At 71.9% G+C, this 14,395-nt stretch carries 10 protein-coding genes; 8 read left to right on the top strand and 2 right to left on the bottom strand.

What is annotated here, in order from left to right:
* The first annotated feature begins 114 nt into the window (after positions 1 to 114).
* Both B072_RS44015 and B072_RS0125070 read left to right on the top strand, forming a co-directional pair.
* On the top strand, positions 115 to 819 hold the full coding sequence (locus tag B072_RS44015) for a phosphotransferase (protein WP_018532695.1): 705 nt from the start codon (positions 115 to 117) through the stop codon (positions 817 to 819).
* 54 nt (positions 820 to 873) lie between these two features.
* Complete coding sequence (locus B072_RS0125070; protein WP_026246268.1) at positions 874 to 1,968, top strand: LacI family DNA-binding transcriptional regulator; 1,095 nt, start codon at positions 874 to 876, stop codon at positions 1,966 to 1,968.
* Positions 1,969 to 2,384: 416 nt separating this feature from the next.
* Here the strand turns inward: B072_RS0125070 and B072_RS0125075 are convergent, their stop codons facing one another.
* The gene (locus B072_RS0125075; RefSeq protein ID WP_018532697.1) at positions 2,385 to 3,377 is read right to left on the bottom strand and encodes an acetylxylan esterase; all 993 of its coding nucleotides are present in this window, start codon (positions 3,375 to 3,377) and stop codon (positions 2,385 to 2,387) included.
* 271 nt (positions 3,378 to 3,648) lie between these two features.
* Here B072_RS0125075 and B072_RS0125080 point away from each other — a divergent pair, with 271 nt between their 5' ends.
* From B072_RS0125080 to B072_RS0125105, 6 genes are all read left to right on the top strand, one after another.
* The gene (locus B072_RS0125080; RefSeq protein ID WP_018532698.1) at positions 3,649 to 4,893 is read left to right on the top strand and encodes a sugar ABC transporter substrate-binding protein; all 1,245 of its coding nucleotides are present in this window, start codon (positions 3,649 to 3,651) and stop codon (positions 4,891 to 4,893) included.
* A 143-nt stretch (positions 4,894 to 5,036) separates the two neighbouring features.
* Complete coding sequence (locus tag B072_RS0125085) at positions 5,037 to 6,023, top strand: carbohydrate ABC transporter permease (RefSeq protein WP_018532699.1); 987 nt, start codon at positions 5,037 to 5,039, stop codon at positions 6,021 to 6,023.
* Complete coding sequence (locus tag B072_RS0125090; RefSeq protein ID WP_018532700.1) at positions 6,020 to 6,880, top strand: carbohydrate ABC transporter permease; 861 nt, start codon at positions 6,020 to 6,022, stop codon at positions 6,878 to 6,880. The genes B072_RS0125085 and B072_RS0125090 overlap by 4 nt, the downstream gene beginning before the upstream one ends.
* A 66-nt stretch (positions 6,881 to 6,946) precedes the next feature.
* Entirely contained in the window at positions 6,947 to 8,158 is a 1,212-nt protein-coding gene (locus tag B072_RS0125095) for a glycoside hydrolase family 1 protein (protein ID WP_018532701.1), read from the top strand.
* 399 nt (positions 8,159 to 8,557) lie between these two features.
* Entirely contained in the window at positions 8,558 to 10,642 is a 2,085-nt protein-coding gene (locus tag B072_RS0125100; RefSeq protein WP_234018918.1) for a TPM domain-containing protein, read from the top strand.
* A 66-nt stretch (positions 10,643 to 10,708) separates the two neighbouring features.
* Positions 10,709 to 11,422 (top strand): PspA/IM30 family protein, encoded by a 714-nt coding sequence (locus tag B072_RS0125105; RefSeq protein WP_018532703.1) that lies wholly within the window; start codon positions 10,709 to 10,711, stop codon positions 11,420 to 11,422.
* 3 nt (positions 11,423 to 11,425) lie between these two features.
* Here the strand turns inward: B072_RS0125105 and B072_RS0125110 are convergent, their stop codons facing one another.
* Positions 11,426 to 14,191 carry a SpoIIE family protein phosphatase gene (locus B072_RS0125110; RefSeq protein WP_018532704.1) on the bottom strand — a complete coding sequence of 922 codons (2,766 nt, stop codon included), beginning with the start codon at positions 14,189 to 14,191 and terminating at the stop codon, positions 11,426 to 11,428.
* Between the last annotated feature and the right edge of the window lie 204 nt (positions 14,192 to 14,395).

Here is a 14,395-nt window from a genome sequence, read left to right on the forward strand (position 1 = left end):
TTCCCTGTGTGCGGTGGAACCCGCGGAACGCGTGGTTGACCGGTGGGCGGTACGCGGTGTCGGATGCCACGCGGACCGTTCACGCGAAGGCCCTCACGGATGCGGAGCAGAGACGTGACCGCGACACCCCGCCTCCTCGGCTCCGGCCGGACCGCCGATGTCTACGCCCTCGACGACGCCTGGGTGCTGCGCCGCTACCGCGCAGGGTGGGACACCGGGCGCGAGGCCGACGTCATGGCGTACGTGCACGGCCACGGCTACCCGGCACCGCGCGTCCGCAGCGACCCGGACCTGCCTCCGGGCGACCTGGTGATGGAGCGGCTCGACGGCCCGACACAGGCCGAGGCGGCGCTGCGCGGCGACCTCTCCCCTGCGGGCGCGGGCCACGAACTGGCCCTGCTTCTCAGGGCGTTGCACGCACTCCCGCCCCGGCCCTGCGGCCACGTACTCCATCTCGACCTGCACCCCGAGAACGTGATCCGCACGGCACGCGGGCCCGTCGTCATCGACTGGGCCAACGCCGAGGAGGGGGCGCCCGCCCTCGACTGGGCGATGTCCGCGCTGATCCTGGCGGAGGTCGCGGTGACGCCCGGCCGCCCGGAGGCCGAGCCGACCCGGGTGGCGCTCGCGGCGCTGCTCTGCGACCCGCCGCCCGGAGTGGCCGACGCGCTCGACGAGGCCCACCGCCGGCGCGCCGCCAACCCCAGCCTCGACGCCGGGGAGAAGCGGCGGCTGAGCACGGCGGTGGACCTGACGCGAACCTACGCCGACGGGGCACGGGACGGGGGGACCTTGCCCCGCTCCCCTCTCGCGACCTAGGGTGAATGCGCTTTCATTCCTGCTGTTCACTTCACGCACTCGGGGGTCCACCCAGTGAGCTCAGCCCCCACGGTGTACGACGTCGCCGAACGTTCCGGCGTGTCCATCGCCACCGTCTCGCGGGTCTACCGCAACCCCGACTCGGTCCGCGCCCAGACCCGCGAGCGGGTCCTCGCCAGCGCCCGCGAGCTCGGCTACGTGCCCAGCGGCAACGCCCGCGGGCTCGCCAGCCGCTCCACCGGCGTGCTCGGCCTGTGTTTCCCGGACTACTCCGACCCGGACGCCGAGTCCGAGGCAGAGGCGGGCGCCGCCGCCTTCGGGGACGAGCCGGACGAAGACGTCGCGATGCTCTACTCCGACCAGATCATCCGCGGCATGGAGCGCGCCGCGCGCCGTCACGGGTACGCGCTGCTGATCGCCGCGTCCCTGAAGGGCGGGCCCGAGAGCCAGGTGGCGAAGGTGGCGGGCCGCGTCGACGGCTTCGCGGTGCTGGCCCGGACCATCCCCACCGAGGACCTGGACGTCATCTCGCGCCGCCAGCCGGTCGTCATGCTGGCCGGCCCGCGCGAGTCCGACGACCTCGACCACCTGGACCACATCGAGGCGGCCAACACCGACGGCCAGCGCGAACTGACCCGGCACCTGATCGAGGACCACGGCCTGCGCCGCCTGGCCTACATCGGCGCCGAGGAGTCCCCGGACGTGCAGGCCCGCTTCCGCGGGTACGTCGAGGCGTGCCGCGCGGCCGGGATCCCGGCGGCCGACGAACCCGATCTCCGCGTCAGCATGATGACGCAGGCCGAGGGCGCCCGCGCGACCGACGCCCTGCTCGACCGCCCCGGGGAGCGCCCCGAGGCGCTGCTCTTCGCCAACGACCAGATGGCGGTCGGCGCCCTGCACACGCTGGAGCGCCGGGGCGTCCGCGTGCCGCGGGACATCGCGGTCACCGGCTTCGACGGCATCGCCCTGAGCCGCCTGGTGCGCCCCGCGCTCACCACCGTGCGTCAGCCGATGCGGCAGATGGGCGAGGAGGCGGTGGAACTCCTGGTCCGCCGTCTCACGGGCCGGCAGGACAAGGAGCCGGTGTCGATGATGCTGCCGGTGTCGGTGGCGCGGCGCGAGAGCTGCGGCTGCCCGAGCCCCTCGTAGGGCTCGGCCTTTCATTACCGGGCGCGAGCTTCGTCGCGGCCGGTGACGCAGCCCCGCGCCCCTTTTCGCCTTCACGTCCGCCGGAGCGCCGATCGTGCGGGGCTTTCCGCCGGTGGGACTTCTCGCGCAGTTCCCCGCGCCCCTGACAGATCCGCGTCCGCCCCATTGCCGCTTCGTCGCGACCCGACGGCCGGTGGCCCTGCTGCGCGCGGTTCCCCGCGCCCCTGAGGCATGCGCTTCGCGCAGCCTCCTGGGCGAGCGGAGCTCGCTTCAGGGGCGCGGGGAACTGCGCGAGAAGCCCCACCGGGCCGCACCCGCGCCACAAGGGCACCCGGCAGACGCGCGGGCGAACAGAGGCGCGGGGAACTGCCGCGAGAAGCCCCCACCGGCGGTCGGCCGGTGACGGGAGCGCACCGTCAGACGAGTGCCCGCTTGAAGAACTCACCCTTTGCCGAGGCGAGTTCGGCCTGCGCCACGTCCTTGCCCGCGTACTCGAAGTGCCCCGCCTCCATGACGTGCAGCTCCCCGCGCCCGGCCAGCGCGTTGTGCACGGCGAACTGTCCCGGCGGCGGCACCGAGGGGTCGAACAGCGCGGCGGCGACCAGGACCGGCTTGGTCAGGCGGGTCGCCGCCGTGGCCGCGTCGAAGTAGCGCAGCACGTCGACGACTTCGGGGTGATCGGCGTGGTACCGCCGCACCGAGGCCCCGCTCCCCGCGCAGTCCAGCGTCAGCCGCAGCGGATGGTTCCCGAAGGTCGGCACCGTCAGCTCCCCCGCCGCGAAGCGGTCGTCCCACGGCAGCGCCAGCGCCCCGAGCCCGCCCCCGAAACTCTCCCCGAGATACCCGAGCCCCTGCCCGGCGGTCACCAACTCCCGGAGCTCCGGGACGAGTTCGAGCAGCGCGGTCGCCGCGCACCACAGATCGGCGACGCACTCCCCGATGACGTACGTCTCCCGGGCCCCGATCCCGTGCAGCACGTGCTCGGCGGAGACGGTCGGCACCCCGTCCACGAGGCCCCGCTCCACCATCCCGCGTACGCACGGCAGGATCGCCGCCGACCGGGGCAGCGGCAGCGGCACATCGGGGCCCGCCTGGTCCCGGCCCCCGTACCCGTGCCCGATGACGAAGCCGTGCTCGACGACGCCCTCCACCGGCAGCGCCAGCCACCCGCCGAGCCGCACGCCCCCCACCGACGTGTACGTGACCTCGTAGATCCGCACGCCGTCCCGCTCCTCGACCAGCGGCCCCAGCTCGGGCCGGGTCGCGACCGCCCGCGCCGCCTCGTACCGGCCGCGCCAGAACCCGTCGAAGTCGTCGGGGGCGTCGCCCGGCGCCGGGACGTCCATGAGCTGGTCGAGCGTGTATCCGTACGTCGGATCGAAGGGGAATTCGTGCGTGAAGACTGTCATGGCCGCGACCTTAGGACAGAGATCACACCCGGTACAGGCCAATTTTCCCGAGGTGGCCCGACTCAAATTGGAATGTCTGTTTTACGCTCAACAACAGGTGAACACCCGGAACGCCCCGGGCGCGTCGCCCAGGCAGCACCACCACCTCCCCACCCGTTACGGGAGTGTGACCAAGACCCCTCTTGCCACATCAGAGGCGACTGCCACACAGTGATGTATGCGCTTACAGACAGCGCATACATTCCACGGTCCGCTCAAGGAGGAGCCGTCCATGAACCGCCGCGCAACCACCGCTGCGATCGCCGTAACCCTGGCGTCCGCGCTGACCCTCACCGCCTGCGGCGGTTCCGGCGGCGACCAGGTGAAGGCTGATGCCAAGCAGACGCTGACCGTCTGGGCGATGGGCACCGAGGGCGAGAAGCTCGCCGACGTCGCCAAGGTCTACGAGAAGGCGAACCCGAACATCACGGTGAAGGTGACCCCGATCGGCTGGGACGTCGCCCACCAGAAGCTGGTCGCCGCCGCGGCCGCGAACAAGCTGCCCGACGTGATGCAGATGGGCGGCAGCTACATGACCGAGTTCGCGGACATGGGCGCCCTGGAGCCGGTCGACACCAAGACCTTCCACGAGCAGGACTACTTCCCGTCCGGCTGGGAGCAGGGCTCGTACGACGGGAAGACGTACGGCGTGCCGTGGTACGTCGACACCCGCGTGCTGTACTACCGCACCGACCTCGCCAAGAAGGCCGGGATCAAGAAGGCCCCGGGCACCATGGCCGAGCTGAAGCAGGCCGCGGAGAAGTACCAGAAGGCCGGCTCCGAGTACGGCCTGTCGATCCAGCCCAACGGCCTGGACTCGGTGCAGAGCTTCTACCAGTTCCTGTACTCGGCCGACGGCGAGATCGTCAGCAAGGACGGCAAGGCCGTCGTCAACAGCCCGGCCGCCGTCAAGGCCCTGGAGAACTACACCAGTTACTTCAAGGAGGGCCTCGCGGCGAAGTCCGTGCGTCCCGGCTACGACGTGACCAAGGACTTCAACACCGGCGACGTCGCGATGTTCTTCGGCGGCCCCTGGCACATGGGCCTGCTCGACGACAACTACCCGGACCTCAAGGGCAAGTGGGCCATCGCCAACGTGCCCACCGACAAGACCTCCGCCTCCATGGCGGGCGGCTCGGCCCTGACGATCTCCGCGGACAGCGAGCACAAGGCCGCGGCCAAGGACCTCGTCAAGTACCTCACGGACACCAAGGGCCAGGCCGACTGGTACCGGCGCACCAAGGACCTCCCGGCGAACATGACCGCGTGGGAGAAGGGTGAGCTGGCCAGCGACCCGAACATGAAGATCTGGCGGACGCAGGTCGAGTCCGCGCAGGCCTCGCCGAACCAGCCCAAGCTGTCCGAGATCACGTCGAAGGTCGACACCGCGATCGAGAAGGCCGCCCAGGGCAAGGCCTCCCCGAAGGCCGCGCTCGACGAGGCGCAGTCCGCCATCGAGGGCCTCGTCCAGAAGTAGTCGCAGCAACCGCCCAGGCCGTGTCCGCGCCGTCCCTCCCGCACTCCGGGCGGACGGCGGGACGGTGCGGACACGGCCTGGCGCAGCACCTCCCCACCCCGGCGTGCGCGCACACCGCACGCCGGTAGTCCGAAGGGCGGACCATGTCCACCACGACCCCCACCCCCGCACGCTCCGGGGCCTCCAAGGCCCCGGGCGGCGAGCCCGCCGCAGGCACCACCACCGGCAGGGGACCGCGCAAGAAACGCGCGATGGGGAAGCAGAACCTGGCCGGCTGGCTGTTCTCGACCCCGTTCCTGGCGTTGTTCGGCGTCTTCATGCTCTTCCCGATCGTGGCGACGCTCCTGATGAGCTTCACCGACTTCGGGCAGCGCAACGTCAGACAGCCGCTGGAGGCGAACTTCGTCGGCCTGGAGAACTACACCAAGCTCTTCAGCGACGACCAGTTCCTGCGGGCGATGTTCAACACCGCCTACTTCGTGGTCGTCGGGGTGCCGCTGACCATCGGGCTCGGGCTGCTCGTCGCGGTCCTGCTGAACAACGGCATCGACCGGGCCCGCACGTTCTTCCGCGTCGGCTTCTACGCCCCCGTGGTCACGACGATCGTCGCCGTGGCGATCGTGTGGCGGTTCGTGCTCGACCCGTCGGACGGTCTGATCGCCGGGCTCGGTGACGAACTCGGCTTCAAGGCACCGGACTTCCTCGGCTCCGAGACCTGGGCCATGCCGTCCCTGATCCTCATGGCGGTGTGGCGCAACCTCGGCACGGTGATGGTCCTGATGATCGCCGGTCTGCAGGCCATCCCGACCGAGGTCCGCGAGGCCGCCCGGCTGGACGGGGCGAACGCCTGGCAGGAGCTGCGCCGGATCACGGTGCCGCTCCTTCGCCCGACGCTCCTGTACGCCACGGTCATCACCACGATCGGCTACCTCAACGTCTTCGAGGAGCCCTTCGTGATGACCCAGGGCGGCCCCTCCGACGCCACGCTGACCGTGTCGCTCGACATGTACAAGCAGGGCTTCAGCTTCTTCAACATGGGCTACGCGAGCGCCATGGCGTACGTCCTCTTCGTGGTGATCATGGGCATCACGGTGCTGCAGCTGCGACTGATGAAGGACAACACGAAATGAGCGCCGTCACCCCCACCCGCCACCGTCCCGACGGCCGGGCCCGCAAGCCGCTGCTCTACGTCGTCGCCTCGCTCGGTCTGCTGGTGATGGCCGCGCCCTTCCTGTGGATGGCGCTGAGCGCCTTCAAGACCAAGAAGGACCTCACGGCCAGCCCGCCGGTGTGGATCCCGTCCGAGTGGACGCTGAAGAACTTCAGCGATCTGCTCGACCAGCTGGACATGCCGCGGTACTTCATGAACTCGGTGATCGTCGCGGTCCTCGTGACCGTGTGCAATCTCCTGTTCTGCTCGATGCTCGGCTACGCGCTCGCGAAGCTGAACTTCACCGGCCGCTCGAAGGTCTTCGGGATCGTCCTCGCGGCCCTGATGGTCCCGGCGAACCTGATGGTCCTGCCGCTGTTCGTCCTCATCAACCAGCTGAACCTGCTCGACACCTACGCGGGTCTGGTGCTGCCCTTCGCGGCGGGCGCCTTCGGTGTCTTCCTGATGCGGCAGTTCATGCAGGCCATCCCGGACGAGTTGCTCGAAGCGGCCCGGATGGACGGCGCCGGTGAGTGGTACATCTTCTGGCGCATCGTGATTCCGCTGGTCAAGCCGGCCCTCGCGACGCTGACGATCTTCACGTTCCTCGGGTCGTGGAACAACTTCATCTGGCCGCTCATCGCGACCAACGACCCCGACAAGTACACGCTCCCGGTGGCGCTCGCGACCTTCGCCAACGACCCGAACCGCACGGTCGGCGGCGGCAACGGAATGCTGATGGCGGGCTCGCTGCTCGTCGTGCTTCCCGTGCTGCTCGTCTTCGCGGTCCTGCAGCGCCACTTCACCCAAGGCATCGCCACCGCCGGCATGAAGTAGGCCCGCGGGCCCCTCGCCCCGGCCTCCCCCACGCACGTAGCACGTAGAAAGACAGGCATTCTCACCATGACGCGCACCCCTGCCCCCACGGTCACCACCCCCTTCCCCGAAGGCTTCCTGTGGGGCGCCTCGACCGCCGCCCACCAGATCGAGGGCAACAACGTCAACAGTGACTGGTGGCGCAAGGAGCACGACCCGGCGGCGAAGATCCAGGAGCCGAGCCTGGACGCCTGCGACAGCTACCACCGCTGGGAGCAGGACATGGACCTGCTGGCCGAACTCGGCTTCACCGACTACCGGTTCAGCGTCGAGTGGGCCCGCATCGAGCCCGCCCGCGGCTACTTCTCGCGCGCCGAGATCGCCCACTACCGCCGCATGGTCGAGGGCGCGATCGCCCGCGGCCTGCGCCCGATGGTGACGCTGCACCACTTCACGATCCCGCAGTGGTTCGAGGACCTGGGCGGCTTCACCGCCGAGGGCGCGGTCGAGCTCTTCGCGCGGTACGTGGAGGAGTGCGCGCCGATCATCTCCGAGGGCGTCAGCCACGTCTGCACCATCAACGAGCCGAACATGATCGCCGTGATGGCCGGTCTCGCCAAGCGCGGCGACCAGGGCTTCCCGCCGGCCGGTCTGCCCTTCCCCGACGAGGAGACGACCCACGCGGTCATCGCCGCGCACCACGCCGCCGTGAAGGCCGTGCGCTCCATCGACCCCGGGATCCAGGTCGGCTGGACGATCGCCAACCAGGTCTACCAGGCCGAGCCCGGCGCCGAGGACGTCACCGCGGCCTACCGTCACCCCCGCGAGGACATCTTCATCGAGGCCGCGCGCGGCGACGACTGGATCGGCGTGCAGTCCTACACCCGGACCAAGATCGGCACGGACGGGCCGGTCCCGGCCCCGGCGGACGCCGAGCGCACCCTGACGCAGTGGGAGTACTACCCCGCCGCCGTCGGCCACGCGATCCGGCACACGGCCGAACTGATCGGCCCCGGCACGCCGTTGATCGTCACGGAGAACGGCATCGCCACCGGTGACGAGCAGCGCCGCGTCGACTACTACGCGGGCGCCCTGGACGCCGTCGCCGCCTGCATCGAGGACGGCATCGACGTCCGTGGCTACCTCGCCTGGAGCGCGCTCGACAACTACGAGTGGGGCACGTACAAGGCGACGTTCGGTCTGATCGGCTGGGACCGCGAGACCTTCGAGCGCCAGCCCAAGCCGGCCGCGCACTGGCTCGGTGGCCTGGGCCGCGAGCGCGTGCTGCCGCGCGGCTGACCCTCTGAACCGTCGCCGGGTGGTCCTACTCCCCCTTGGTCCACCCGGCGACTCCGCCTCGGGGCCGCGGCCCCTGACCCCGCGGCCCCGGGGCGCTGCCCGGCCGGTTCCGTCACCGCCGCGCCCCTGAGCGTCTGCCGTGTGACGGTCTCGTTCCTCACCTCACGGCCGGTGGGGCTTCTCGCGCAGTTCCCCGCGCCCCTGAAGCGAGCTCCGCTCGCCCAGGGGAGGTCGTGGCGAAGCCGCGGACCTCAGGGGCGCGGGGAACTGCGCGACCAGCCCCCACCGGCCGGTGGACGGCGACGAGACGCCGGGCCCAAGAACGGGTGCCGCGACCGAGCGGGTGCTGTGGGGGCGCCCCGGTCGCGGCACCTTCTTACCGGACATACGCTCCCAAATGTGACGCCCGCCGGTACTCCGCGCCCGATAGCCGTGCGGACGGCGGCAGCCGTGCTGATCACGCTGGTCTGGCTGCTGCTGCCCGCGACGCCCAGCCACGCCGACGACCCGGTCACCCTCTCCCGCACCGGTCAGATCACCGACAAGGTGGACGCCCTCGCCGACCGCGAGGGCGTGACCGCGGCCGCCCTCGCCGATCTCGACGACACGCGCGGCATCCAGCTCTACGTCGCCTACGTACGCGACTTCTCCGGCCGCTCCGCGCAGAGCTGGGCCAACACCACCGCCGACCGCAACGGTCTGGGCCTGAACGACGTACTGCTCGCCGTCGCCACGCACGACCGGCAGTACGCCTTCTCCGTCGACCAGGACTCCCGGCTGACCGACGCCCAGATCCAGGACATCGCGCGGACCTCCGTCGAACCGGCGCTGCGCAAGAACGACTGGGCGGGGGCCGCGATCGGCGCCGCGAACGGCATCGGGGCCGTCGTCGCGGGACAGCCCGTGCCGACCCCGACGATCACGCCCGGCGCCGCCGACCCGGGCGCGGGCGCCGCCGCCGACAGCGGGGGCGCCGGTGACCTGGTGCTGCCCGTCATCGCCATCGGCGGGGCCGGTGCCGTGGCCGCGTTCGCGTACACCCGCCGCAGGAAGAAGCCCGCCGCCACCGCCCCCGCGCAGGGCTGGGGAAAGCCGCCGCAGACGCCGCTGCCCGACCTCGACAAGCAGGCCAGGCTCGCGCTGGTGGAGACCGACGACGCGGTGCGCACCAGCACCGAGGAACTCGGCTTCGCCACCGCCCAGTTCGGGGACGAGGCGGTCGAGGAGTTCACCGCGGCGCTCGCGTCCGCGCAGACGGAGCTGACCGCGGCCTTCACGCTGCGCCAGCAGCTCGACGACGCCTTTCCCGAGGACGACGCGACGAAGCGGCGCATGCTCGACGAGATCATCAGCCGCTGCGCCACGGCCGGGAACGGGCTCGACGCCGCGTCCGCCGGTTTCGACCGGCTGCGCGACCTGGAGAAGAACGCGCCCGAGGCGCTCGCCCACGCCGAGCGTTCGTTCCGGGAGCTGGCGGCGCGCACCAGCACGGCGCAGCAGACCATGACGGCCCTGGGCGGCCGGTACGCGGCGGCCGCGCTGCAGACCGTGGCGGGCCATGTCGAGCAGGCCAAGGACCGGCTCGTGTTCGCCACCACTCAGCTCAACCAGGCCCGCGGCAGCGTCGACGCGGGCGAGGGCGGCAAGGCGGCCGTCCACCTGCGGGCCGCCGAGGGCGCGGTCGACCAGGCCGCCACGTTCGTCACCGCGATCGACCGGCTCGCCGGGGAGCTGGCCGAGGCGGAGGAGAAGCTGCCCGCCGCGCTCACCGAGTCCGACACCGACCTCGCGGACGCCCGCGGCCTCCTGCACGGCACCGCGCAGGGCGTGTCCACGGCAGATCTGCAGGGCCGTGTCGGGCGCGTCGAGTCCGTCGTCGCCCAGGTGCGCGCGGAGCTGGCGGCGGGCCCGTACGACCCGATCGACGCGCTGCGTCGCGTGGAGGAGGCGGACGCGGCGCTCGACGAGGCGCTGGTGGCGGCGCGGGAGCGGGAGGCGGGCACCGCGCGCGCCCGCTCGCTGCTCGGTCAGGCCCTGCTCGCCGCGCGCAGCAGTACGGGAGCCGCCGCGGACTTCATCACGACGCACCGCGGCGCGGTGGGCAGCGAGGCCCGCACCCGGCTCGCGGAGGCCGAGCGGCATCTGGCGAACGCGCAGGCCGGCGAGGAGAGCGACCCGGCGGCCGCGCTCACCGAGGCGCAGCGGGCCGACGCGCTGGCCCGGCAGGCGCAGTCGCTCGCCGAGCGGGACGTGCGCTCGTACGGCAATCCCTACGGGGGCGGCGGGCGCGGCGGCGGCACGGGTGGCGCGGTGCTCGGCGGGATCATCCTCGGCGAGGTGCTGCGCGGGGCCGGGCGCGGCATGGGCGGCGGTTTCGGTGGCGGAGGGGCCGGAAGGGGTGGCGGCGGCTTCGGCGGGGGCGGGCCCGGCAGCTTCGGCGGAGGGGGGACGCGCGGCCGCCGGGGCGGCGGCGGGCGCTTCTGACCCCGCGATCCCGATCCCTCGAACCCATGAACTGGCTCGTACAGCACCGAACTTGAGGACTTGACCATGACGAAGCAGACCATCCTCGGCCGGGTCACCCAGCTCGCGAAGGCGAACATCAACGCACTGCTCGACAGCGCCGAGGATCCGCAGAAGATGATCGACCAGCTGATCCGCGACTACTCGAACAACATCACGGAGGCCGAGGAGGCGGTGGCCACCACCATCGGCAACCTGCGGATGCTGGAGCAGGACCACAAGGAGGACGTGGACGCGGCCGCCGAGTGGGGCGGCAAGGCGCTCGCGGCCAGCAAGAAGGCGGACGAGCTGCGCGGCGGCGGGAGCATCGCGGAGGCCGACAAGTTCGACAACCTCGCCAAGGTGGCGCTCGGGCGGCAGCTGCAGTCCGAGAAGGAGGCCAAGGACGCCGAGCCGACCATCGCCGCGCAGACCGAGGTGGTCGACAAGCTGAGGGCCGGCCTCGACCAGATGAAGGCGAAGCTGGCCGAACTCCAGTCGAGGCGCGACCAGTTGGTGGCCCGCGCCAAGACGGCCCAGGCGCAGAACCAGATGCTGGACGCGGCCAGGAACATCGACGTCCTCGACCCCACCAGCGAACTCGGCCGCTTCGAGGAGAAGGTGCGCCGCGAGGAGGCGAAGGCGCTCGGCAAGCAGGAGCTGGCCGAGTCCTCCCTCGACGCGCAGTTCGAGCAGCTCGACGCGCTCGGCGACGCGACCGAGATCGAGGCCCGGCTCGCCGCGCTCAAGAGCACGCCCTGAGCGTCAGAACAGACTGAGCAGCGCCTCCGTCGGGTCGACCATTCCCGACTCGCCGTCCGGCAGCGGGAGTTCGAACCAGACCGTCTTGCCGCGCGGGGTGCGCCGCGAGCCCCAGGAGGCGCTCAGCAGGCCGACGAGCTGGAGGCCGCGACCGCCCTCGTCGGTGTCGCGGGCGCGGCGCCTGCGCGGCTGCACGAGGCCCGCGTCCCACACCTCGCACACCAGCGTGCGGTCGAGCAGCAGCCGCAGCCTGATCTCGCCCTCGCCGTAGCGCAGCGCGTTGGTGACGAGCTCACTGACGAGCAGCTCCGTGGTGTCCACGAGCGGTTCGAGGTCCCAGGAGGTCAGCTGCGCCCGCGTGAACTCGCGCGCCCGGCCCACCGACTTCGGCTCGCGCGGCAGCGTCCAGTCGCCGACGTTCTCCTTCGGCAGGCCCTGGACGCGGGCCATCAACAGGGCGATGTCGTCCTCGCCGTGGTGGGTGTCGAGGGTGGTGAGGACGTGGTCGCAGACGTCCTCCAGGGATTTGACAGGGGTCCGGGCGGAGCCCGGTCGTTGAGGGGTGGTGGCCGGGTGACGGGTGGGCGGGTCGTCGAGCGCGCTGCGGAAGGCGGAGAGCCCTTCGTCGAGCGGGTGGTCGCGGGACTCGACGAGGCCGTCCGTGTAGAGCGCGAGGAGTCCGCCCTCGGGCAGTTCGACCTCGACCTCCTCGAACGGTTCGCCGCCGACGCCGAGCGGCATGCCCGGCGGTACGTCGAGCATGAGCGCGCCTTCGCCGGGTTCGACGAGGACGGGCGGCAGGTGGCCGGCGTTGGCGAACGTGCACCGCCGGGTGACGGCGTCGTAGACCGCGTAGACGCAGGTGGCGAGGTAGACCTCGGAGAGGTCCTCGCCGCCGAACGAGGTGGGTGCGGAGCGGGCGGCGCGGGTCGCCTGCTGGACGCCGCCGGGGGTGCCGAGGCCGCGGGCGATCTCGTCGAGGGCGCTGAGCACTTCGGCCGGTTCGAGATCGAGCAGGGCCAACGTGCGGACGGCGGTGCGCAGTTCACCCATGGCGACGGCGGCGCGCAGGCCGCGGCCCATCACGTCACCGACGACCAACGCGGTGCGGTGGCCGGGGAGTTCGATGACGTCGAACCAGTCACCGCCGACCTCGGTCGCCGCGTTGCCCGGCAGGTAGCGGCAGGCGATGTCGAGGCCGGACGCCTCGGGGTTGTCGGGCGGGAGCAGGGACCGCTGCAGTATCAGCGCGCGCTCGTGCTCACGGCGGTACAGGCGGGCGTTGTCGATGCAGACCGCGGCGCGGGCGGCCAGCTCGACGGCGAGGGCCCGGTCCCGCTCGCTGAACGGTTCGCTGCCCTTGGTGCGGGAGAACTGCACGAGCCCCACGACGGTGTCGTGCGCGACCATCGGCACGGCGAGCGTCGACTGCACGAGGCCGCCCGACTCGGCGGGCAGCAGCTGTGGGCGTGCGGTGCGCAGGGCGTCCGCGCAGGCCGAGTTGAACGGGAAGCGGTGCACGGCGCCGACGTTCACCGGCTCCTCGCCGCCCAGGTCGAGGAACGGCACGTCCGCCACGGCGCTCGCGGTGGCGACCCGGCGCAGCTCGGCGCTGCCGTCGGCGAGGCTGTGCCTCATCAGCGCGGTCTCGTCGCCCGCGAGCAGCCCCTGGTACAGGTCGACGGAGGCCAGGTCGCAGAAGCCCGGGACGACGACGTCGAGGAGTTCGCGGGAGGTGGTCTCCAGGTCCAGGGAGTTGCCGATGCGGGCGCCCGCCTCGTTCAGGAGCGCCAGGTTGCGGCGGGCGTGCGCGGCCTCGCGGGCGGCGGCGTGGCGCCGGGTGACGTCGTTGGACAGTCCGGCGATGCCGATGGGGCGGCCCGAACCGCTGTGCACGCGGTAGAGGTTGATGGACCAGTGGCGCCGCTCGGACGAGTCCGGCGCGGTGCCGACCAGCTGCATGTCGGTGACGGCCTCACCGGTCTCCAGGACCCGGCGCAGCGCTCCCTGTACCCGGTCCGCCTCGTGGCGCGGCAGATAGTCGTGCACGGTGCGGCCGCGGTGCTCCTCGACCTGGCCGCCGAAGACCGCGGTGAACGTGCGGTTGGCCCGCTGGACCTTCAGTTCGGTGTCGAACAACAGGAAGCCGAAAGGAGATTGGCCGAAAATGGCCTGCGAGGCGGCGAGGTCCGTCTCGATCTGTCGCAGGGTCTGGACGTCCACGACGATGCAGAGCGCGGCACGCTCGCCGGACTCGGTCGTCGACGGCATCACGTAGACCTCGGCCGTGCCGGTCTGCGGCTCCCCGCGGCCGTCGGGCCGGTCGGGCACCGTGCGGAACGGGACGACGCCGGTCCACTCCCGCCCGTCCAGGATCTCCGCGATCTTGCGCCGTCCGCGGGCGCGCAGCTCGGCGGGGACGAACGCCTCGATGGGGTCCTTGCCCACGGCGTCCTCGGCGGCGACGCCGAAGATCTGCGCGGCCCGCAGGCTCCACTGGTCGATCAGCCCGTCGGGGCCGATCGAGAAGGAGGCGACCTTGATGTAGTCGTAGATCGAACCGGGCGGGCTCGTCTGCCAGATGTCTGCCTGCCCGCCGTGCCCGGCCGGCCCTGCGGGCCCGGGCGTCACGGGCCGGTCGCCCGCGTCGGCGGCACTCGGCCCGTTTTCCGCTTGCGCTTCCGCTCGCGGCCCCCGGCCCGCGTCCCGCGTCGACGCCGCGTCCGGGGCGCCCTCGGACGCCCCGGCCTTCGCTGGTATCTCGCTCACGCGAACCGTCCCCTCCAGCTCACCGCGTCCGGCACCGGTCACCGGGGCGGCTGCCCGCAGTATCCAGCACTACGGAGCCGCACGACACGGTGTTCACGATCACACCATGGTCCCGACCCTTTTTGGCCCGTCGGGACCGACTGTTTCCGTACCCAGAGTGCGGGTGCGCCCACACACCGCGTTCCCCAGTCGAGTTCCACATCC

It is taken from the genome of Streptomyces sp. HmicA12 (genome assembly GCF_000373565.1).
Lineage (GTDB): Bacteria > Actinomycetota > Actinomycetes > Streptomycetales > Streptomycetaceae > Streptomyces.

Bases quoted from the DNA above. Each gene is read 5' to 3' on its own strand.
- B072_RS0125075 (WP_018532697.1), bottom strand. From the start codon at position 3,377: ATGACAGTCTTCACGCACGAATTCCCCTTCGATCCGACGTACGGATAC.
- B072_RS0125080 (WP_018532698.1), top strand. From the start codon at position 3,649: ATGAACCGCCGCGCAACCACCGCTGCGATCGCCGTAACCCTGGCGTCC.
- B072_RS0125105 (WP_018532703.1), top strand. From the start codon at position 10,709: ATGACGAAGCAGACCATCCTCGGCCGGGTCACCCAGCTCGCGAAGGCG.
- B072_RS0125085 (WP_018532699.1), top strand. From the start codon at position 5,037: ATGTCCACCACGACCCCCACCCCCGCACGCTCCGGGGCCTCCAAGGCC.
- B072_RS0125095 (WP_018532701.1), top strand. From the start codon at position 6,947: ATGACGCGCACCCCTGCCCCCACGGTCACCACCCCCTTCCCCGAAGGC.
- B072_RS0125090 (WP_018532700.1), top strand. From the start codon at position 6,020: ATGAGCGCCGTCACCCCCACCCGCCACCGTCCCGACGGCCGGGCCCGC.